A 21,639-nucleotide genomic window follows, 5' to 3' on the forward strand; every position below is an offset into this window, starting at 1 on the left:
GAGTAGGGAATCTACCGATACTTTTAGTCTCGTATGTAATAAAATAAAACGTCGTCTCTTCATTGGAGACGACGTTTTATTTATATATCTATGAATTATCGGAAGAAGGCGGCGTATTCTCCAAACGATTATAAGCTTGAAAAGCTGAAATTGCCGATATAGCCCCGCCTACTAAAAATAAAGTCGATCCTCCAACTAAGATGATATGACTGACATATGTTTCCGGTGCTTCTTCGACTTCTTCTTGTAACGCTGTAGGCATATGAATTCCCCTTTATAAAAGTTGCTTTATTTCGCTATTTGCCGTGCAGTAAGACGCCCATCTCAAAATTCAGCGGAAGCAAAGAAATTATGAGGGGGGCAGGTTGCCCGTAAAAGCACGATTGGTGAGGGCTGATTAAAGTTTTACTTTATAAATAGTATATACAAACGCCTAAAATGTGTTAAAATAACTGATGATTTTATGCAGTGAGTAATTAGATGAGTAGGATGCGAGTGGCTAAATAAATCTTCATCACAAATTTATGTGAACTTCACATAGAGCACATATTAACATTGTATTATGTATATGTACCAAATAAATAAATAAAGTGAATGTAAGTTCTGTTTTCAAAAATTTAAAATCCTTTTATTTCTATATAAAAGTTTTAATCAAGGGTTTTAAAAAATTTGGAAATAGATCTTATGAATATGGAATTCATATAAAAGGGGAATGTCTTATGACAACATATACGAGTGAAATGAGAAAAACTTTAGTTTCAGAAGAAGATGTAGATATTTTAAAAATTATGGCGCATCCAATCCGACTGCAAATTGTAAATGAATTAAGTACGAGAAAAACTTGTAATGTAACACAATTAACAGAGTTACTGAATATTCCGCAATCTACTGTTTCACAACATTTATCAAAAATGAAGGGTAAAGTGTTACGAGCAGAGAGAAGAGGTTTAGAAATTTATTATCATATTAACAATTTAAAAGCGAGTAAGATTGTTAATGTTTTAGGGTATATAAACTAGTGAAATATTTTTATATAAAATAGCCCCTGCTGTTGAGCAGGGGCTATTTTGTGTTGTTTTATGTATTTGTATTTAAAACTTTATAGTTTTTATGATTTACAATTGTTCGATCAAATTCAAAAGTACCACCGCTTACATTTGTAATTTCAACTAAGACCGATTCAGTATAAAGTTTTAATACAGATCCTGTAATCTTTAAATTATTTCGTTGAAAAAGTATAGTATCCCCTATGTTTGCTTTCATAGTACCTCCTCATTAAAGACAGAAATTTTTTTATTATATATATTAAACCACGGATAGATATATTAGTGAATATTTAGTTTTATTTATCAAAAAAATATTTGTTGTCTATGTGTGCAGAATTAAAAGAGGTTTTAACAAGACGTATTAAAAATGCTTTCATTATGATGGAATTTGTTTGTTAAATTGTCACATTTTAATAAACAATTATAAGCGTATAAAGAAAGTCAGGCTTTTGAATTGACTTAATAAAACCGTTTCTTTAATAAATAGTTTTTTGTATTTCGTCCTTCATTTTCTGTAACTGATTCCATGTTTTTGACGCTCTATCTTGTAAGTGCTTACATAAATGAAAACATCTTATACAATGAAGGTGTCAAATCAAAAGAGGTGACCAAAATGAACATAAAAAAAGTAAATTTAGCGAATAGCATTGAAATAGAAAGAGGGGGCGGAAAGATATGAAAAAATCAACTGTTAATCCATGGCTTGTTGTCCTTGGCACAGTTATAGTACAGATGGGGCTTGGGACGATATATACATGGAGTTTATTCAATCAGCCTTTAGTTAGTAAATATGGTTGGAGTCTTAACGCTGTTGCGATAACTTTCTCAATTACTAGTCTTTCTTTAGCATTTTCAACTTTATTTGCGAGTAAATTGCAAGAAAAATGGGGACTTCGTAAACTTATTATGATAGCTGGATTAGCATTAGGACTAGGATTAATACTTAGTTCACAAGCATCCTCACTAATATTATTTTATGTACTAGCGGGAGTTGTTGTAGGTTATGCAGATGGTACAGCATATATCACTTCATTATCAAATTTAATAAAGTGGTTTCCAGAGCGTAAAGGTTTAATTGCTGGTATTTCTGTCTCTGCATATGGTTCAGGTAGCTTAATCTTTAAATACGTTAACGCACAGTTGATTGAATCAGTTGGTGTATCCCAAGCATTTATATACTGGGGTTTAATTGTTACAGCTATGATTGTAATTGGTGCTTGTTTAATCCATCAAGCTGCAGATCAAGGAGCAGTTCATGAAACAAAAACTGAGGAATACACAACGAAAGAAATGTTAGGCACAAAACAAGTATACTTATTATTTATCATGTTATTTACATCATGTATGAGTGGCTTATACTTAATTGGTATGGTAAAAGACATTGGTGTTCAACTTGTAGGACTTAGCGCAGCAACAGCTGCTAATGCGGTGGCTATGGTTGCAATCTTCAATACATTAGGTCGTATCATTTTAGGACCGTTATCGGATAAAATTGGGCGTTTAAAAATCGTTACTGGTACTTTTGTTGTTATGGCGAGTTCAGTCTTAGTTCTAAGTTTTGTAGATTTAAATTATGGTATTTACTTCGTATGTGTAGCAAGTGTAGCGTTTTGCTTTGGTGGAAATATCACTATTTTCCCAGCTATTGTTGGTGATTTCTTCGGTATGAAAAACCATAGTAAGAACTACGGAATTGTGTATCAAGGATTTGGATTTGGGGCGCTTGCAGGTTCCTTTATCGGTGCACTTCTAGGTGGATTCAAACCAACGTTCATGGTAATAGGTGTATTATGTGTCGTGTCATTCATTATCGCAATTTTAATTCAAGCACCTAAGCAGAAAAAAGAAAAAGAAGAAGAGTATCGCAGCGTAGCATAAGTATACAAATCTTCTATAACACTATGATTACGAAAAAGCATCCTATTCTATTAATTAGGATGCTTTTTTATGAGTTATTTTAACAAGGTTAAATTACTTTTGGGATTTTTATAGATGTAAAAGTGAGTGGAATATAATAAATTGATACATCGTATTCGAAATATATATTAAATCTTAAATGACAAAAAAGACATTCATTAGTATTTGTAAGATATATTTTCAGAAAAATATTGAGAAAATATATACTTGAGTTTTTCATAAAGCATTGTAAATGAACGTATCTCTAGTTTAGTTTCTTCAATTTTAAAAAGAGGACTTTGAATTTTATTTATAATATAAGTACTTTTAATGCGTTTACATATGATTTTATTAAGAAGCATTAAAATGGTTTATCTGAAAAATAAAAAAAGATTGACAAGTTTATTGAGAAACATTATCATTTCGGTGTAAGATGGTAAATGAAAAACATTATCAATAAAATGGATTTTAAAGTAATGCGCACTTGACCAATTAGTTTAGTAAGTGTATTATTTTTTACAACACAACTGATAATGAAAATCAATATCATCGGTGTTACTTAATGAAATTAATGTTTATGTGAAAGGATAGAGAAAATGAACTTAGGGGAATTTGATGGGAAAACAGTTTTAGTAACAGGTGCAGCACAAGGCATAGGCAGTGTCGTTGCCAAAATGTTTTTAGAAAGAGGAGCCACAGTTATTGCGGTTGATCAAAATGAAGAGGGGTTAAATGTACTCTTAAATCAAAATGAATTAAACAATACACGTATGAAAACGTTTCGTTTAGATGTGAGTGATAGCGCCGCTGTTGAAGACATGGTAAATCATATTGCAAATGAAATAGCGCCAATAGATATTTTAATAAATGTTGCAGGGGTTTTACGTATGGGACCAATTCATTCGTTAAGTGATGAAGATTGGAATAAAACATTCTCTGTAAATACGACAGGGGTTTTCAATATGTCCCGAGCGGTAAGTAAAAATATGATGTTAAGAAAATCGGGGGCAATTGTTACAGTCGGTTCAAATGCGGCAAATACGCCAAGAATGGAGATGGCTGCGTATGCTGCGTCAAAGGCCGCAACGACGATGTTTATGAAATGTTTAGGACTAGAGCTTGCGGCATACAATATACGCTGCAACTTAGTTTCTCCAGGTTCTACTGAAACTGAGATGCAAAGATTACTATGGGCTGATGAGAATGGAGCTAAAAATATAATTGCTGGTTCTCAAAATACATATAGACTCGGAATTCCATTACAAAAAATTGCACAACCTTCAGAAGTTGCTGAAGCAGTGTTATTTTTAGCCTCAGATAGAGCAAGTCATATTACAATGCACAATTTATGTGTTGATGGCGGTGCTACGTTAGGAGTTTAATAAAAATTCAGGAGGTTATTATATTATGAATGAACATATAGCTGTAAAGGAATTGTCAGAAAAACTTTTAGAAGATTATAAGACTGAATCTTCATTCTTTTTCGCTTCACCAACTCGAACGATATTAGCAGAAGGAGAGTTTACTACAGTAAAGCATCGTGAAATTGAAAGTTTCCCAGAGCTTGTGCAAGCGACATTAAGTAATGCGAAACAAGCTGGAAATCCAAATCCTATCGTTGTGGGTGCTTTGCCATTTGATCGTAGAAAAGAAGTCCAACTCATCGTACCAGAATATAGCAGAATTTCTGAGCGTTTACAATTGGATACAACAAATCAGCTTGAAACAAATGAGAATGTAACATTTGAAATGACACCAGTGCCAGACCCTGAAGTTTATATGAATGGTGTGAAGCAAGGAATTGAAAAAATACAGGACGGTGATTTAAAGAAAATCGTTCTATCCAGATCGTTAGATGTTAAATCTTCCGAAAAGATTGATAAGCAAAAACTTCTGCGAGAATTAGCAGAGCATAATAAGTATGGTTATACATTTGCTGTAAATTTACCGAAAGATGAAAAAGAGAACAGTAAGACGCTAATTGGAGCAAGCCCTGAATTACTTGTTTCACGTAATGGTATGCAAGTTATTTCTAACCCGTTAGCTGGTTCAAGGCCACGTAGTGAGGACCCAGTAGAAGATAAAAGAAGAGCAGAGGAATTACTTTCTTCGCCAAAAGATTTACATGAACATGCGGTAGTAGTTGAAGCGGTTGCCGCTGCACTTCGTCCGTATTGTCATACATTACATGTTCCAGAAAAGCCATCAGTTATTCATAGTGAAGCGATGTGGCATTTGTCTACAGAAGTGAAAGGTGAACTTAAGGATCCAAATACTTCTTCTTTACAATTAGCAATTGCCCTTCATCCTACGCCAGCAGTTTGCGGAACTCCGATGGAAAAAGCAAGAGAGGCTATACAGCATATTGAGCCATTTGACCGCGAGTTCTTTACAGGAATGCTAGGATGGAGCGATTTAAATGGAGATGGAGAATGGATTGTTACAATTCGTTGTGCTGAAGTACAAGAAAATACACTTCGTTTATATGCAGGAGCTGGAGTTGTTGCTGAGTCAAAACCAGAAGATGAGTTAGCAGAAACATCAGCTAAGTTCCAAACAATGCTAAAAGCTTTAGGGTTAAGAGATAGTTCACTTAATGAAAAATAGGGGGAAGAAAGAATGCTAGTAGGTTATACAGAATGGCCAAAAGAATTTGCCGATCGTTACCGAGAAGCAGGATGTTGGCTTGGTGAAACATTTGGAGGAGTGTTAAGAGAGCGGGCTGAGAAATATGGAGATCGAATCGCGGTTGTAAGTGGTAAGAAGCATATAACATATAGTGAACTTAATAAAAAGGTAGATCGTTTAGCGGCAGGTTTACTGAATTTAGGAATAAAGAAAGAGGACAGAGTTGTAATCCAGTTACCTAACATTATCGAGTTTTTCGAAATATGTTTTGCACTATTTCGAATTGGAGCGCTTCCTGTCTTTGCACTACCTTCACATCGAAGCAGTGAAATTAGTTATTTTTGTGAGTTTGGCGAGGCGAGCGCTTACGTTATTTCAGATAAGGCTCTCGGTTTTGATTATCGAAAATTAGCAAGAGAAGTGAAAGAGAAAGTGCCAACTTTACAACATGTAATTGTAGTGGGAGAAGAAGAAGAGTTTGTGAACATAAATGATCTGTATATGGATCCCGTCTCATTACCAGAAGTTCAGCCAAGTGATGTTGCATTTCTCCAATTATCAGGAGGCACAACAGGTCTTTCTAAATTAATTCCTAGAACACATGATGACTATATTTATAGTTTACGTGTTAGCGCTGAAATTTGTAATTTGAATGCAGAAAGCGTCTATATGGCAGTTCTTCCAGTAGCACACAATTACCCAATGAGTTCTCCAGGGACATTTGGAACTTTCTATGCGGGTGGAAAAGTGGTATTGGCAACTGGTGGTAGTCCAGATGAGGCCTTTGCTCTTATCGAAAAAGAAAAAGTTACAATTACAGCGCTCGTTCCGCCATTAGCAATGATTTGGCTTGATGCTGCATCTTCTCGTAATGCCGATTTATCAAGCCTAGAGGTTATGCAAGTAGGTGGTGCTAAGTTTAGCGCTGAGGTTGCAAAACGTATACGTCCTACATTTGGATGTACGTTACAGCAAGTGTTCGGTATGGCGGAAGGATTAGTGAACTATACAAGATTAGATGATCCGGAAGAAATTATTATTTATACACAAGGTAGACCAATGTCTGCACTCGATGAAGTACGAGTTGTTGATGAAAATGACAACGATGTGCAACCTGGCGAAGTAGGTAGTTTATTAACAAGAGGTCCATATACAATTCGTGGTTACTATAAAGCCGAAGAGCATAATGCACGATCATTTACAAAGGATGGATTTTATCGCACAGGTGATCTTGTAAAAGTAAATGAACAAGGATACATCATTGTAGAAGGAAGAGATAAAGATCAAATTAACCGCGGTGGTGAGAAAGTTGCTGCGGAAGAAGTTGAAAATCATCTATTAGCACACGATGCGGTCCATGACGTAGCAATTGTATCTATGCCTGACGATTATTTAGGTGAACGCACCTGTGCTTTTGTTATAGCTCGCGGACAAGTTCCAGCAGTAAGTGAATTAAAAATGTTTTTAAGAGAACGTGGTATAGCGGCTTATAAAATTCCAGATCGAATTGAATTTATTGAAGCATTCCCGCAAACAGGAGTCGGAAAAGTCAGCAAAAAAGAACTACGTAAAGTCATTGCTGAAAAGCTTATTACAGTAAAACAATAATAAAAATCGGAAGGAAGTGATTAGATGGCTATCCCATCTATTTCAGTATATAAAATGCCAATTGAATCAGAACTACCAAAAAATAAAGTGAATTGGACACCAGATCCGAAACGTGCAGTACTTTTAATTCATGACATGCAAGAATATTTTCTTGATGCATATAGCGATAAAGAATCACCAAAAGTAGAACTTATTTCAAATATTAAAATGATAAGAGAAAAATGTAAGGAACTTGGTATACCAGTTGTTTATACAGCACAACCTGGTGGGCAAACGTTAGAACAACGAGGTTTATTACAAGACTTTTGGGGTGACGGTATACCTGCTGGACCAGATAAAAAGAAAATTGTTGATGAACTTACTCCTGATGAGGATGATATATTCCTCACAAAATGGAGATATAGTGCATTTAAAAAGACAAATCTATTAGAAATTTTAAATGAACAAGGAAAAGATCAACTCATTATTTGCGGTATTTATGCGCATATTGGCTGTCTTTTAACAGCTTGTGAAGCATTTATGGATGGTATAGAGCCGTTCTTTGTAGCAGATGCAGTTGCTGATTTTTCACTAGAGCATCATAAACAAGCATTGGAGTATGCATCTAATAGATGTGCAGTAACGACATCAACAAACCTACTGTTAAACGATTTACAAAGTGTAAAAGATGATGAGAGTGAAGGAATCACTATACAGGAAGTGCATGAACTAGTTGCACAACTACTTCGTGAGCCAGTAGAGAGTATTGATATTGATGAGGACTTATTAAATAGAGGGATTGATTCGATCAGAATTATGAGTTTAGTAGAGAAGTGGCGTCGTGAAGGGAAAGAAATCACTTTTGCACATTTAGCAGAACGTCCAACTGTTGCAGGTTGGTACAGTTTACTATCTTCACAAACAGCACAGGTGCTGTAACAAATAGACTACATAATAAAGGGGTAGTAAAGAATGCCTAACAGTCAAAAGATTCGTCATTCGTTATCATCTGCGCAGTCTGGTATGTGGTTTGCGCAACAATTAGATCCGCTTAATCCAATTTACAATACTGGGGAATATGTAGAAATAAACGGAAATATTCATCAAGAAATTTTCGAATTAGCTGTACGTAAAGTTGTAATGGAAGCAGAAGCACTTCATGTTCGCTTCGAGGAGGATGAAATTGGCCCATGGCAAGTTATTGAAGAATCACATTTTCATATGCATTTTATTGACGTTCGTAAAGAAGAAAATCCTGAAGAAGCTGCTAAAGTATGGATGAAAAATGATTTATCTATGCCAGTCGATTTGAAAAAAGATACACTATTTACTGAAGCACTTATTCAAGTTGAAAATAATCGTTTCTTTTGGTATCAGCGCATCCATCACATTGTGATGGATGGCTATGGATTTTCACTTCTTAGCCAAAAAGTAGCGAATGAGTATACATCACTTATAGAAGAAACAAACAAGAATGAAAAGCCATTTGGTTCTCTTACAAAGGTCGTGCAAGAAGATATTGAGTATCGTGAGTCTAAAAAATTTCAGGAAGATCGTACTTTTTGGTTAGAAAAATTTGCGGATGAACCAGAAGTTGTAAGCTTGGCAGAGCGAGCACCGAGAACATCAAATGGATTTTCACGAGAAACAGCTTATTTATCTAGTTCTAGCACGAAAACTTTATTAGAAGATATCAATATTTCGTTAACAAGTTGGCCGGAATTCATTGTCGCTGTAACAAGTATTTATATGCATAAGTTAACAGGTGCAAATGATATTGTTTTAGGTTTACCGATGATGGGACGTCTAGGTTCGGTATCTATTCATACACCAAGTATGGTAATGAATTTAGTTCCACTTCGTATTACAGTAACTCCAAATATAACTCTTGCGGAATTATTGCAGCAAGTTTCTAAAGAAATCCGAGATGTACGTCGCCATTATAAATACCGTCATGAGGAATTAAGAAGAGACTTAAAGTTACTAGGTGAAAATCAAAGGTTGTTTGGACCGTTAGTGAATGTTATGCCTTTTGATTACGGGCTAAATTTTGCTGGAAATCGTGGTATTACGCATAATTTATCAGCAGGACCTGTCGATGATTTATCAATAAATGTATATAAACGTTTTGATCAAAATGAGCTAATGATTCATTTTGATGCAAATCCTGAAGTATATAATGGCGCGGAGCTAGCATTGCATAAAGAAAGATTTATGAATCTATTTGAATTAGTAGTAAATAATTATGAGAAAAACGAGTCGATTGGAAAAATAAACATTACTCTGCCTGAAGAAAATCATAAAGTTTTATTGGAATGGAATGAAACGAAGGAAGACGATGAGTTAATCAGTCTGCCTATATCATTTGAAAAACAAGTGCAAAAAAACCCCAATAAACTAGCCATTACTTGTGACGGTGTAAACCTTACGTATAAAGAGCTAAATGAACGAGCGAATGAACTAGCACATTATTTAGTAGAAGAAGGAATACGACCAAACCGGTTTGTAGCTTTAGTATTCCCTAGATCAATAGAAATGGTAGTTAGTATGCTAGCAGTCTTAAAGGCTGGTGCAGCGTATTTACCAATAGATCCAGAATACCCAGCAGAAAGAATTAATTATATAGTAAATGATGCAAAACCAGTTTGTATCATAACACATTCATCTGTTTCATCTAAGTTAGTTATAGAAAATGATATGAAAAAAATTGTATTAGATGAAGAAGAAACGAAACTAGCGTTACATACATATTCTCGTATGAATATAGCATGTAAGAATGATGTATCACTTTTAAACCCAGCCTATACAATATATACTTCAGGCTCAACAGGAAACCCAAAAGGTGTAATTGTTCCTATGAGAGGTTTAAGTAACTTTTTAATGGCTATGCAACAAAAGTTTTCATTAAATGAAAATGATCATTTATTAGCAGTTACAACGTTTGCATTTGATATTTCTGCTCTAGAAATTTATTTACCTCTTATTAGTGGTGCAAGTTTAACAATTGCGCAAAAAGAAGACATACAAGAGCCTTCTGCATTAACGACACTTTTACATGAAGAAAGAGTGACCATTATGCAGGCTACACCGACGCTTTGGCAGGCGTTAGTAACTGATTATCCAGAGAAGCTACAAGGGCTAAATATACTTGTTGGTGGTGAAGCTCTTCCAGCGCATTTAGCAAATAAATTAAAAGAATTAGGTTGCTCAATAACCAATTTATATGGACCAACTGAAACGACGATTTGGTCTACTTTCATGAACATTGATGAAGGTGAAAAGGGTATACCTCCTATTGGAAAGCCAATTTGCAATACAGAAGTGTATGTATTGGATGCAGGGTTACAACCAGTTCCACCTGGAGTTATTGGGGAATTATATATTGCAGGGGAAGGACTTGCAAGCGGATATTTAGGAAAACCTGAGTTAACAGCTGAACGATTTGTTGCAAATCCTTATGGAGAATCAGGGAAGCGCATGTACCGTACTGGAGATCTCGTGAAATGGCATAGTGAAGGTGTGTTAGAGTACATTAGTCGTGCAGATCATCAAATTAAAATCCGTGGATTCCGAATTGAATTAGCTGAAATTGAAATGGTATTACAACGACATGAAAATATTCAACAAGCGGTTGTAATGGTACGAGAAGATCGCCCAAATGATAAGCGCATCATTGCGTATATCGTTGCAGAAGAAAAGGAACTGATTAATCTTTCACAAATTCGTTCTTATGTTTCAGAAAGTTTAGCGAATTATATGATACCATCAGCATTTGTTGTGCTAGAAGAATTACCATTAACGCCAAATGGTAAGGTGGATAGAAAGAAATTACCTGCTCCTGATTTTAATGGAATGAACAATGAGAGGGTTGCTAGAAATCCGAAAGAAGAAATATTATGTGATTTATTTGCAGAAGTACTCGGTGTTTCTCGAATTAGCATTGATGATAATTTCTTTGAAATGGGTGGACATTCCCTTCTAGCATCTCGTTTAATGGCAAGAATTCGTGAAACGTTAAGTGTGGAATTAGGAATCGGGAAACTATTTGAATCACCAACTGTTGCCGAACTGGCGAAACAATTAGACCATGCCAAAAGCGCAAGACCAGCTATTCAGAAAGCAAGTAGGCCAAATGAAGTTCCACTTTCATTTGCACAGCGCAGGTTATGGTTCTTAAATTGTTTAGAAGGTCCAAGTCCTACTTATAATATTCCGCTAGTCATTCGTATGAATGGAATATTGAATCGAGAAGCATTACAAGGTGCTTTTTATGATGTAGTTGAGAAACATGAAACACTTAGAACAATTTTCCCTAACGTATTAGGTAGTTCCTATCAGAAAATTTTAGATATGGAAAACTTAAATCTACAAATGGTTATAACTAATACATGTAAAGATGAATTAGAAAGTGTACTTTCAGAGGCGGTAAGATATAGCTTTAACCTCGATTTTGAGCCGGCAGTTCGTTTGCAACTTTTTACAGTGAGTGAAAACAAACATGTATTATTAATTCTATTACATCATATTGTAGGTGATGGCTGGTCATTACAGCCGTTAACGAGAGATTTTACAGCGGCGTATAAAGCGCGATGTCAAGGTGAAAGAATTCAGCTGGAGTCACTTCCCGTTCAATACGCAGATTATGCACTTTGGCAACAGCAATTGCTAGGTGATGAAACGACACCAGAGAGTCTTATTTCAACACAATTAGATTTTTGGAAAGAAGAACTTAAAGGTTTACCAGACCAAATGGAGTTACCTACAGATTTCCAGCGTCCAATTGAGACGAGTTACCGCGGGGAAACAATTCATTTTCATATAGATGAAGAAATGCATAGTAGGTTAGTAGAGCTTGCACGTGAAAATGGAGCTAGTTTGTTTATGGTATTGCAAGCAGGGCTTAGTGCACTATTTACAAGATTAGGTGCAGGCACTGATATACCAATTGGAAGTCCGATTGCTGGAAGAAATGATGATGTACTCTCTGACATAGTCGGCTTATTTGTAAATACATTAGTGTTACGTACAAATACATCAGGAGATCCAAGTTTTAAAGAATTATTGAATAGAGTAAAGCAGACAAATCTTGCAGCTTATGAAAATCAAGATGTTCCATTTGAACGACTCGTTGAAGTGTTAAACCCAGTGCGTACTCGAAATAGTCATCCGCTATTTCAAGTTATGTTAGCTTTCCAAAATACGCCAGAAGCAATCTTTGATGCCCCGGATATAGAAGCGAACCTTGAAATTCAAAGCGTCGGTTCTGCAAAATTTGACTTAACATTTGAAATTAGTGAGAGTAACGGGGGTGACGGTACTCCGAACGGTTTACATGGATTACTAGAGTTTAGTACCGATTTATATAAACGTAAAACGGTTCAAAAACTAATAGAACGATTCGTTTTGTTATTAGATGATGCAGCGAAACATCCGGATCGATCCATTGGCAGATTAGAAATATTAACTGTAGCAGAGAAAAATACAGTGTTAGAAAAGTGGAATGGTGGTTTTCAAATTGCACCAGAAATGACATTGCCACAATTATTTGAAAAGCAGGCTCATATAAATCCAAATTCTATTGCTGTTGTCTTTGAAGATAAGAAATTAACTTATGAAGAGTTAAATAGAAAAGCAAATAAAATAGCTCGATTCCTAATAGCAAAAGGGATTGGTCCTGATCAACTCGTTGCTTTAGCGATGCCAAGATCATTAAACATGGTTGTAAGCTTATTAGCTGTTCTTAAAGCTGGTGCTGGATACCTTCCGTTAGATCCAGATTACCCAGCAGACCGTATTTCATTTATGCTACACGATGCGAAACCATCATGTGTTTTAACGAATTCAGAAGTGGAAATTGAATGTAATGAGGCACTAAAAGTTTTAATTGATAATGTAAAAGTAATAGCAGAAGTTGAGAAATATAGTGAAGACAATATTGATGAAGTGGAACGTATTAAGCCATTATCTCCATCACATATTGCTTACGTTATTTATACGTCAGGGTCAACGGGTAGACCGAAAGGCGTTATGATACCTCATCAAAATGTAGTAAGACTTTTAGGAGCAACTGATCATTGGTTCCAGTTTGATGAAAACGATGTTTGGACGATGTTCCATTCATATGCTTTTGATTTCTCGGTTTGGGAAATTTGGGGACCTTTATTATACGGAGGGCGTTTAGTTGTAGTGCCACATACTGTAAGTCGCTCACCGAAAGAATTTTTACAGCTTCTTGTTAAAGAAAAGGTTACGATTTTAAACCAAACTCCATCAGCGTTCTATCAATTGATGCAAGCAGATCGTGAAAATGAAGAGATTGGCCAAAAATTATCTTTACGATATGTTGTTTTTGGAGGAGAAGCACTTGAGCTAAGTCGCTTAGAAGAGTGGTATAGTCGACATCCTCATAACGCACCAAAGCTTATTAATATGTACGGTATTACGGAGACGACAGTACATGTTAGTTATATTGAATTAGATGAAACTATCGTCTCTTTACGAGCAAATAGTTTAATTGGGTGCAGTATACCTGACCTTAAAGTGTATGTGTTAGATAACTATTTACAACCAGTGCCACCTGGAGTAGTTGGAGAAATGTATGTTGCAGGTGCAGGGCTTGCGCGTGGATATTTAGGAAGAGCAGGATTAACGGCTGAACGCTTTATCGCAGATCCATTTGGCAAGCCAGGTACAAGAATGTATCGTACAGGAGACTTAGCTCGCTGGCGTAAAGATGGGACGCTAGATTATATAGGACGTGCAGATCATCAAATCAAAATTCGTGGATTCCGAATTGAATTAGGAGAAATAGAAGCAGTCATAATGAAGCACCCTAAAGTTGAGCAAGTAGCCGTTATTGTACGTGAAGATCAACCAGGGGATAAACGGTTAGTTTCTTATATCGTTGCATCAAATAATGAAGCGATTGATACGAATGAAATGCGTCAGTTTGCTAGTGGTAGTTTACCAGATTATATGGTTCCATACGCTTTTGTAGTAGTAAATGAGTTACCTTTAACTCCAAACGGTAAATTAGATAGAAAGGCATTGCCAGCTCCAGAATTTATTGCATCATCTTCTAGTCGTGGTCCAAGAACACCGCAAGAAGAAATGTTATGTGACTTGTTTACAGAAGTGCTAAGTGTACCTCAAATTGGAATTGATGACGGATTCTTTGATCTTGGTGGCCATTCACTCCTTGCAGTGCAGCTTATGAGCCGCATGAAAGAGGCGCTTGGAGTGGAACTAAATATTGGTACTTTATTTGCAGCACCGACTGTTGCAGGGTTAGCTGAAAGACTTGAGATGGGGAATGGTCAAAGTGCACTTGATGTGTTGCTTCCATTACGAGCAAGTGGGGATCAATTACCACTATTTTGTGTACATCCAGCTGGTGGATTAAGTTGGTGCTATGCAGGACTTATGAAATCTTTAGGAACAGATTATCCAATCTATGGTGTACAAGCACGAGGTATTGCTAAAAATGAAGAACTTCCAAAAAGTTTAGAGGAGATGGCGGCGGATTACTTGAAACATGTTCGTGAAGTACAGCCTTATGGACCATATCGTTTACTAGGTTGGTCGCTTGGAGGAAATGTTGTGCATGCAATGGCGGCGCAATTACAAAATGAAGGGGAAGAAGTAGAATTACTCGTTATGCTTGACTCTTATCCTGGACACTTCTTACCGAATACGGAAGCGCCTACTGAAGAGGAAGCGTTAATCGCATTACTTGCTTTAGGCGGATATGACCCAGATAACATGGATGGTAAACCACTTACAATGGAAAGTGCAGTTGAAATCCTTCGTAAAGATGGAAGTGCATTAGCAAGTCTTGAAGAAGAGACTATATTGAACTTGAAAGAAACATATGTAAATTCAGTAGGGTTGTTAGGGAAATATGTACCGAAAGTTTATAACGGAGATATCTTATTCTTTAGATCTACTGTTATACCAGACTGGTTTGATCCTATTTCTCCAAATACGTGGCTAAATTATTTAGATGGGCAAATTGTGCAGCACGATATTGATTGTAGACATAAAGATCTATGTCAGCCAGGTCCACTTACGGAAATTGGACAAGTATTAGCGAAATATTTGCAGAATAAGAAAGGGGTAAGTAGAGTATGACGAATCCATTTGAAAATGATAATTACACATATAAAGTATTAATAAATGAGGAGGGCCAGTATTCTCTCTGGCCTGCTTTTCTCGATGTACCTATTGGCTGGAATGTCGTATATGAAGAAGCTAGTAGGCAGAGTTGCTTAGAATATGTTGAATATAACTGGAAAGATTTGAATCCACAAGGTAATCAAGTTCGCGAAAAAACATTAGTAGGAAAACGATAATGAAAGAAAAACTAAATCCAAAAGTAGTTGTAAGTATCGTTTATATAACTGCGATGTTTATGGCTGCGATGGACGCAACGATTGTAAATGTAGCACTGCAAACGATAAGTAGAGAACTACAAGTACCTCCATCTGCAATGGGGACGGTTAATGTTGGGTATTTAGTTAGTTTAGCTGTTTTCCTTCCGATTTCTGGTTGGTTAGGAGATCGTTTTGGTACGAAAAGAGTGTTTTTAATTGCTCTTTTCGTATTTACAATTGCATCTGCTTTATGCGGAATGGCTAACGATATTACTTCATTGAATATTTTCCGTATTATTCAAGGTGCTGGCGGAGGGCTTTTAACACCGGTTGGAATGTCGATGTTATTTCGAACATTTTCACCAGAGGAAAGACCGAAGATTTCCCGGTTCATTATACTTCCAATTGCTGTAGCACCAGCAATTGGTCCTATCATCGGTGGTTTCTTTGTAGATCAAATGTCTTGGCGTTGGGCATTTTATATTAATCTACCGTTTGGAATCGTTGCATTGCTATTTGGACTTCTATTTTTAGCAGAACATGTTGAAAAATCAGCTGGTCGCTTTGATTCGCTCGGCTTTATTTTATCAGCACCAGGATTTGCGATGCTCATATATGCACTCAGCCAGGGACCATCAAAAGGGTGGATTTCTCCAGAAATTATGAGTACTGGGATAGCTGGGGTTGTATTCATTACATTGTTTATAATTGTAGAACTGAAAGTAAAGCAACCGATGTTAGATTTACGCTTATTAAAAGAACCAGTCTTTAGAAAGATGAGCCTTATATCATTATTTTCATCAGCTGGTTTATTAGGAATGTTATTTGTTTTTCCTCTTATGTATCAAAATGTGATAGGAGTTTCTGCACTGGAATCAGGACTTACGACATTTCCAGAGGCGATTGGATTAATGATTTCTTCACAAATTGTACCATGGTCATATAAGAAATTAGGAGCTCGAAAGGTAATTTCTATTGGATTAATTTGTACCGCGGTTATCTTTGTTTTATTAAGTTTTGTAAATCACGATACGAATCCGTGGCAAATCCGGGCATTATTGTTTGGTATCGGTATTTTCTTAGGTCAATCTGTCGGTGCGGTTCAATTTTCTGCCTTTAACAATATCACGCCGCCTTCTATGGGGAGAGCGACTACTATATTCAATGTGCAAAATCGACTAGGTTCAGCAATAGGAGTAGCGGTTTTAGCTAGTATACTAGCTGGTTTTGGAGGTAATAACGTTCAATCCGATTTTTTACCATATCAAGCAGCATTAATTGGGTCAGCAATATTTTTGCTCATAGCACTACTATTTTCTTTACGTATTTCCGATAAAGAGGTAATGTCAAAGAAGAAAGAAAAAACATTATCTGTATCAGAAAAAGAGAAAGTACTTGTCAATGAATAACAATATACGTATGCTTTTTTATGAAAATTGATATTCGTTGAATAAAGGAGAGTTTACATGATAGAAAGTAAAGTTGTAGATTCTATTCCAACTTTGAATGAGAATGATTGTCAAATATGGTGGGCAAGAATTTCGGATTTACAATCATGGCATTACAATTTACTAAATGATATAGAGCGAGAGAAAGCAAATTCGTATCATTATTCGGCAGATCGAGCTCGTTTTATAATAGGTTGCGTAATAAGTAGATTAGTTCTCGGCAAGATACTTTCTATGTCACCAGTCCAAGTACCAATTGATCGAATGTGCTCAGTATGTAAATTGCAGCATGGAAGACCACAATTACCAGAAGGTATGCCGCAATTATCCGTTTCGCATTCAGGTGAGTGGGTTGTCGTTGCATTTACAAAATCCGCACCTGTTGGCATAGATGTAGAACAAATGAATCCAAGTATAGATGTTATGAAAATGGCAGAAGGTGTATTAACAGACATTGAAATAGCGCAAGTTATGAAACTGTCAAATGAACAGAAAATAGAAGGTTTTTTAACATATTGGACTCGAAAAGAAGCGGTGCTGAAAGCGACAGGTGAAGGACTAATGATTCCACCAGTACATATTACAGTATCAGCTCCAAATGATCCTCCAAACTTGTTGGTTTTTAAGGATAGACAAGAGTTAGCAAGTAATACAATGATGGAAGATGTAAGGCCTAGTTTAGATTATAGGGCTTCTGTTGCAATATTCAGTAAGGAAGTGACTGAAATTACGCAATTAGACGCAGCAGCACTTTTAAATCTTAAATAAAAAAATTACAGAAGAGGTGTTCCTCATGTTAGTAGCGGAAAATAGAAAGAATGAATTCACTTATAATGTACAAGCAATTAAAAATATTTTATTTTCTGGAGATACATCATCCATTCATGCTTTAGAAAAGATTTTAAATGATACAGTTCAGTTTGATGTTCTTGAACAAGAGGCACTTGGTAGACAGTACATTCCGAAAGAAGCAAAGAATTTCTTTGATAAAGATGGAACATTTCTTTACCGTGTATCTAATGTTAGTTATAAAGGAAAGGTGTTATCTGAAAATCTAATTTTTGCAGACACTTCGTTTTTACCGGACGCAATAAAGAGTGAATTAGAGAGTGGAAATATTCCTGTTGAAAAGCTTATAGAAAAGATGGAAGTAAGAAGAAACGTATTATATGAAGGATATCAGCCATCTGGAAATATTATTGAATTGTTTGATGGATGTTCTGTTACAGCGAATGTGTATCCAACTAGAAAGTATCAAATTGTAAGTAACTGCAAATGTGTATTTTATATTTGTGAAGTGTATCATGCAGAGAATATAAAGCAATTGCTTAAATAAAAACAAGAAACCAGCCTATAAAATGGCTGGTTTCTTGTTTTTATTTAACAGCTTCTTTTAATTCTTTACCCGCTTTAAATGCAGGAACTTTACCAGCGGCGATTTGAATTTCTTCGCCAGTTTGCGGATTACGTCCTGTACGAGCAGATCTTTCGCGTACTTCAAAAGTTCCAAACCCGATTAGTTGAACCTTATCTCCAGATTGTAATGCATTAGCAATTGTGTCAAATACGGATTGTACAGCTGCAGAAGCGTCCTTTTGAGAAATATCAGCTGATTGAGCTACGTTTTTAATTAATTCTGTTTTGTTCATGTTTTCACCTCATAAAAAAATTTTTGGAATGAATGTTTTAGTATAATAGATAGTAAAGATAAAGCTATCACTATGATTAGAAAGAATACTATATAATTATGTTAATTTCGTTGCAAGAGACTGAATCCCTTCTATTATTTAGGGATTAATTAAGAATCGATGCATATAAAAAGCTTTAATATGAGGATAAGGGGGAGTATACGAATGATTTTTCGTGAAAAAAATGAGAAGGAAAGTATTTTAATTCGTCAACATGATCATGGTTTTTTAGCTGGAGAGATTGCAAAGCATATAAAAGAAGACTTTTTTGAAGATAAAACATATTTAAAAGAAACAGTTGATGCAATATATGAGCATGACAGAGGATGGATAGAGCTTGATAAAGTACCAATTTTGAATGATGCTAAAAATATTCCATATACATTTATGGATTGTCCAAGCCCATTACGTTTTGTTTTTTATACGATTGGGTTGAATGAAATTGAAAATTCTAATCCATACGGGGCATTGCTTTGTAGTAAACATTTTTTATCATTTCCACTAAACGAGGAAGATGAAGAAATGATGTCATTTTATAAACATGAATTAGAACGACAAAAAAGAATTTTGAAAACGTTAACAAAGGAACAGTTTGCGATGTTCGATAAGCATTATAGATTATTAAAATTTTGTGATGAACTTTCTTTATACGTATGTATGAATAAGCCTGGTGTCAAAAAGAAAGATGAAATTGACTTATTTAAAGATGGTTTTGAAGGAACAGAAATGTTTAATAGTAAAGAGGAGAAACTTATTCAAGCTGAATGGGTGGACGAGGAAACAATTCGGATTACACCATTTCCATTTCAAACGGAATTTTATACGTATGTAAAATATAAAACGATAAATAAGCATGAAATGAAAGAAAAAGGGATTGCAAAGGCTGATAGAGAATCAGAAATGAAGAAACAAACCATTCGTTTCATACAATAAGGAGGTAATATAAATTGAAAGATTATATATTAAAACAGTGTGATTACCATGCTTGGGCTAATACTAGATTATTCAATCGATTAAAAGAGTTACCAAACTATGAGACAATTTTTAATGAGCAGATACAGAGTGTATTCCCATCCATTAAGGATACTTTTGTGCATATTTATATTACAGATCAAGTGTGGTTACATATATTGCATGGTAAAAGTATGAATGAAGCAATACAAGACCGAGAAGATTTACGAAAACAAATTGAAACTAAATCGTTACATGAATTAGAAAAAATGTTTGAAAACATGGCAAATCAATATAAAGAGTTTTTAATTACAATACAAGATGTGAATGCTGTATTTGTTATTGAGAATCCATACGTAGGGAAATTAGAAACTTCGATTTTAGAATTAGTGCAACATGTCGTAAATCATGGTATATATCATAGAGGAAATATAACAGCGATGATCCGTCAACTTGGTCATTCGTCGACAATGATGGATTTTGTACTGTATTTACATATGGTTAAAAAGCAGGGAGAGTAATATAGTTTGTAAGAAGGAGAGGCTGTAATTGTAGAAGTCTCTCCTTCTATTTTATCCGGCATTAATGGTAGATCGACCGATTAAAATTTTACTTTATTTATTAAGAAGCTTTATTTTCTTGTAATTGCTTAGCGTATTGTACAGCCTTATATGCATTGACTCTACCATTTTTCCAGTACGTACCTGTACCACTAATTTTATCAGAAGTTGACTCAATAATTTGGCGGATTTGTGTATTGCTATATCCTTGATTTGCTAAAAGAGCAGCGACTCCTGCAACATGAGGTGTTGCCATAGATGTACCACTTAATGATTGATACGTGCTTCCTTTATATGTTGAATATATATTTGAACCTGGTGCTGCAACATCTACCCAGCTACCATAAGTAGAAAATGAAGATTTTCTATCTGATTGATCTGTAGAAGCAACTGCAATTACTTCGCTGTAATAAGCAGGGTAATTAGCTTTTGTGTTTCCAGCATTTCCAGCAGCTGCAACTATAACAGAGCCTTTATTCCATGCATATTGAACGGCTTGTTGTAATGCAGTACCACCATTTGGAGCTCCTAAACTTAAACTAATTACTTTTGCACCCGAATCAGCAGCTTCTCGAATACCTTGCGCTACAGCATCAAGAGTACCACTTCCTTGATTATCTAATACGCGGACAGCATAAATTGAAGTTTGTGGGGCAACACCAGCAATTCCGACACTGTTATTTGTAAGTGCTCCAGTAATTCCAGCGCAATGTGTACCATGACCATTACCATCATCAGATGTATTGTCATTATCAACATAATCATGCCCGTAAATTACTTTCGAAGCCAAATCAGGGTGTGATCCTTGGACTCCTGTATCAATAATAGCTACTTTTACACCAGGATCACTTCGTTGGCTATCCCAAGCCTGTGGAGCTTGAATCTTTTGCAATCCATATTGATTTTTAAAATATGGGTCGTTTGGAGTCCAAAAGGCGTGAACGTAATAATTCGGTTCTGCATATTCCACATCTGGATTATTTTTATAACTCTTTATTTTTTCTTTTACAGTACCTTTCGAAAATTGTACGACTTCAAAACCTAACTTATCATCTTTAGATAAGACATTAGCTCCGACAGATTTATGAAAAGATTGCACATTACTTAAAGATGCATTTTGCTTGAACTTAACGATTAATTGGTTAGGAACGTAATCAGTAGATGAAGTTTCAGCACTTGAAGTATTTGTGTTAAAGAAGAAACCACCAATAATAAATGACAAAACAGATAGGAAAGCAATGATTTTGTTTTTCAAAAGATTTTTCCTCCCTTTTCTTGGATGAGTTTTTCAGCGACTCTTTAATGTCGCATTCCTTTTCAACTATATAGTTAGACCATACGATTTATGACATTTATGTGAAAAACTTTTGGAGGAATAAAAAGGAGTAAACATTGATATAAATATATTTTTAATGACAGTAATTAAGTAAAAGAGGGGATGAAAAAAGGAATGCTCAACATGT

At 35.4% G+C, this 21,639-nt stretch carries 17 protein-coding genes; 13 read left to right on the top strand and 4 right to left on the bottom strand.

Annotated features, from left to right (window positions below; translation table 11 throughout):
- Nucleotides 1-88: 88 nt before the first annotated feature.
- The gene (locus MR143_RS14640) at nt 89-262 is read right to left on the bottom strand and encodes a hypothetical protein (RefSeq protein ID WP_001141665.1); all 174 of its coding nucleotides are present in this window, start codon (nt 260-262) and stop codon (nt 89-91) included.
- Between the two features lie 457 nt (nt 263-719).
- On the opposite strand from MR143_RS14640, the gene MR143_RS14645 reads away from it, so the two are divergent.
- Nucleotides 720-1,019: an ArsR/SmtB family transcription factor gene (locus MR143_RS14645; RefSeq protein ID WP_000214801.1), complete on the top strand. Its 300-nt coding sequence runs from the start codon at nt 720-722 to the stop codon at nt 1,017-1,019.
- 58 nt (nt 1,020-1,077) lie between these two features.
- On the opposite strand, the gene MR143_RS14650 is transcribed toward MR143_RS14645, so the two are convergent.
- A complete protein-coding gene (locus MR143_RS14650; protein ID WP_000646581.1) occupies nt 1,078-1,263 on the bottom strand; it encodes a YkvS family protein in 186 nt (61 codons plus the stop codon).
- Nucleotides 1,264-1,721: 458 nt separating this feature from the next.
- Between MR143_RS14650 and MR143_RS14655 the strand changes: the two genes are divergently transcribed.
- The 10 genes from MR143_RS14655 to MR143_RS14700 all read left to right on the top strand — a co-directional run bounded on the left by MR143_RS14655 (nt 1,722) and on the right by MR143_RS14700 (nt 18,313).
- Nucleotides 1,722-2,924, top strand: a complete 1,203-nt coding sequence (locus MR143_RS14655; RefSeq protein WP_000750120.1) for an L-lactate MFS transporter — start codon at nt 1,722-1,724, stop codon at nt 2,922-2,924.
- Nucleotides 2,925-3,538: 614 nt separating this feature from the next.
- A complete protein-coding gene (gene dhbA / locus MR143_RS14660) occupies nt 3,539-4,324 on the top strand; it encodes a 2,3-dihydro-2,3-dihydroxybenzoate dehydrogenase (RefSeq protein WP_001048430.1) in 786 nt (261 codons plus the stop codon).
- A gap of 25 nt (nt 4,325-4,349) precedes the next feature.
- A complete protein-coding gene (dhbC, locus tag MR143_RS14665) occupies nt 4,350-5,549 on the top strand; it encodes an isochorismate synthase DhbC (RefSeq protein ID WP_001002077.1) in 1,200 nt (399 codons plus the stop codon).
- 12 nt (nt 5,550-5,561) lie between these two features.
- On the top strand, nt 5,562-7,178 hold the full coding sequence (locus MR143_RS14670) for a (2,3-dihydroxybenzoyl)adenylate synthase (protein WP_000960121.1): 1,617 nt from the start codon (nt 5,562-5,564) through the stop codon (nt 7,176-7,178).
- 24 nt (nt 7,179-7,202) lie between these two features.
- Nucleotides 7,203-8,096: an isochorismatase family protein gene (locus MR143_RS14675; RefSeq protein ID WP_001007252.1), complete on the top strand. Its 894-nt coding sequence runs from the start codon at nt 7,203-7,205 to the stop codon at nt 8,094-8,096.
- Between the two features lie 33 nt (nt 8,097-8,129).
- Nucleotides 8,130-15,287, top strand: coding sequence for an amino acid adenylation domain-containing protein (locus tag MR143_RS14680; RefSeq protein WP_001133924.1), 7,158 nt, complete (start codon nt 8,130-8,132; stop codon nt 15,285-15,287).
- Nucleotides 15,284-15,508, top strand: coding sequence for an MbtH family protein (locus MR143_RS14685; protein ID WP_000184059.1), 225 nt, complete (start codon nt 15,284-15,286; stop codon nt 15,506-15,508). Before MR143_RS14680 ends, MR143_RS14685 begins: the two co-directional genes overlap by 4 nt.
- A complete protein-coding gene (locus MR143_RS14690) occupies nt 15,508-16,938 on the top strand; it encodes an MDR family MFS transporter (RefSeq protein WP_000660203.1) in 1,431 nt (476 codons plus the stop codon). Before MR143_RS14685 ends, MR143_RS14690 begins: the two co-directional genes overlap by 1 nt.
- A gap of 57 nt (nt 16,939-16,995) precedes the next feature.
- A complete protein-coding gene (sfp, locus tag MR143_RS14695; protein WP_000573006.1) occupies nt 16,996-17,745 on the top strand; it encodes a 4'-phosphopantetheinyl transferase Sfp in 750 nt (249 codons plus the stop codon).
- Nucleotides 17,746-17,770: 25 nt separating this feature from the next.
- Complete coding sequence (locus MR143_RS14700; RefSeq protein WP_000959123.1) at nt 17,771-18,313, top strand: hypothetical protein; 543 nt, start codon at nt 17,771-17,773, stop codon at nt 18,311-18,313.
- Nucleotides 18,314-18,353: 40 nt separating this feature from the next.
- On the opposite strand, the gene MR143_RS14705 is transcribed toward MR143_RS14700, so the two are convergent.
- A complete protein-coding gene (locus MR143_RS14705; RefSeq protein ID WP_001043905.1) occupies nt 18,354-18,626 on the bottom strand; it encodes an HU family DNA-binding protein in 273 nt (90 codons plus the stop codon).
- 204 nt (nt 18,627-18,830) lie between these two features.
- Here MR143_RS14705 and MR143_RS14710 point away from each other — a divergent pair, with 204 nt between their 5' ends.
- Together MR143_RS14710 and MR143_RS14715 are read left to right on the top strand one after the other, a co-directional pair.
- Nucleotides 18,831-19,598: a DUF3891 family protein gene (locus MR143_RS14710; protein ID WP_000577283.1), complete on the top strand. Its 768-nt coding sequence runs from the start codon at nt 18,831-18,833 to the stop codon at nt 19,596-19,598.
- Between the two features lie 14 nt (nt 19,599-19,612).
- Nucleotides 19,613-20,137 carry a DinB family protein gene (locus MR143_RS14715; RefSeq protein ID WP_000656269.1) on the top strand — a complete coding sequence of 175 codons (525 nt, stop codon included), beginning with the start codon at nt 19,613-19,615 and terminating at the stop codon, nt 20,135-20,137.
- Nucleotides 20,138-20,237: 100 nt separating this feature from the next.
- Here the strand turns inward: MR143_RS14715 and MR143_RS14720 are convergent, their stop codons facing one another.
- Nucleotides 20,238-21,431 carry a S8 family peptidase gene (locus MR143_RS14720; protein ID WP_000790911.1) on the bottom strand — a complete coding sequence of 398 codons (1,194 nt, stop codon included), beginning with the start codon at nt 21,429-21,431 and terminating at the stop codon, nt 20,238-20,240.
- Nucleotides 21,432-21,639: the final 208 nt, after the last annotated feature.

It is taken from the genome of Bacillus cereus group sp. BfR-BA-01347, assembly GCF_022663835.1.
GTDB lineage: Bacteria > Bacillota > Bacilli > Bacillales > Bacillaceae_G > Bacillus_A > Bacillus_A thuringiensis_K.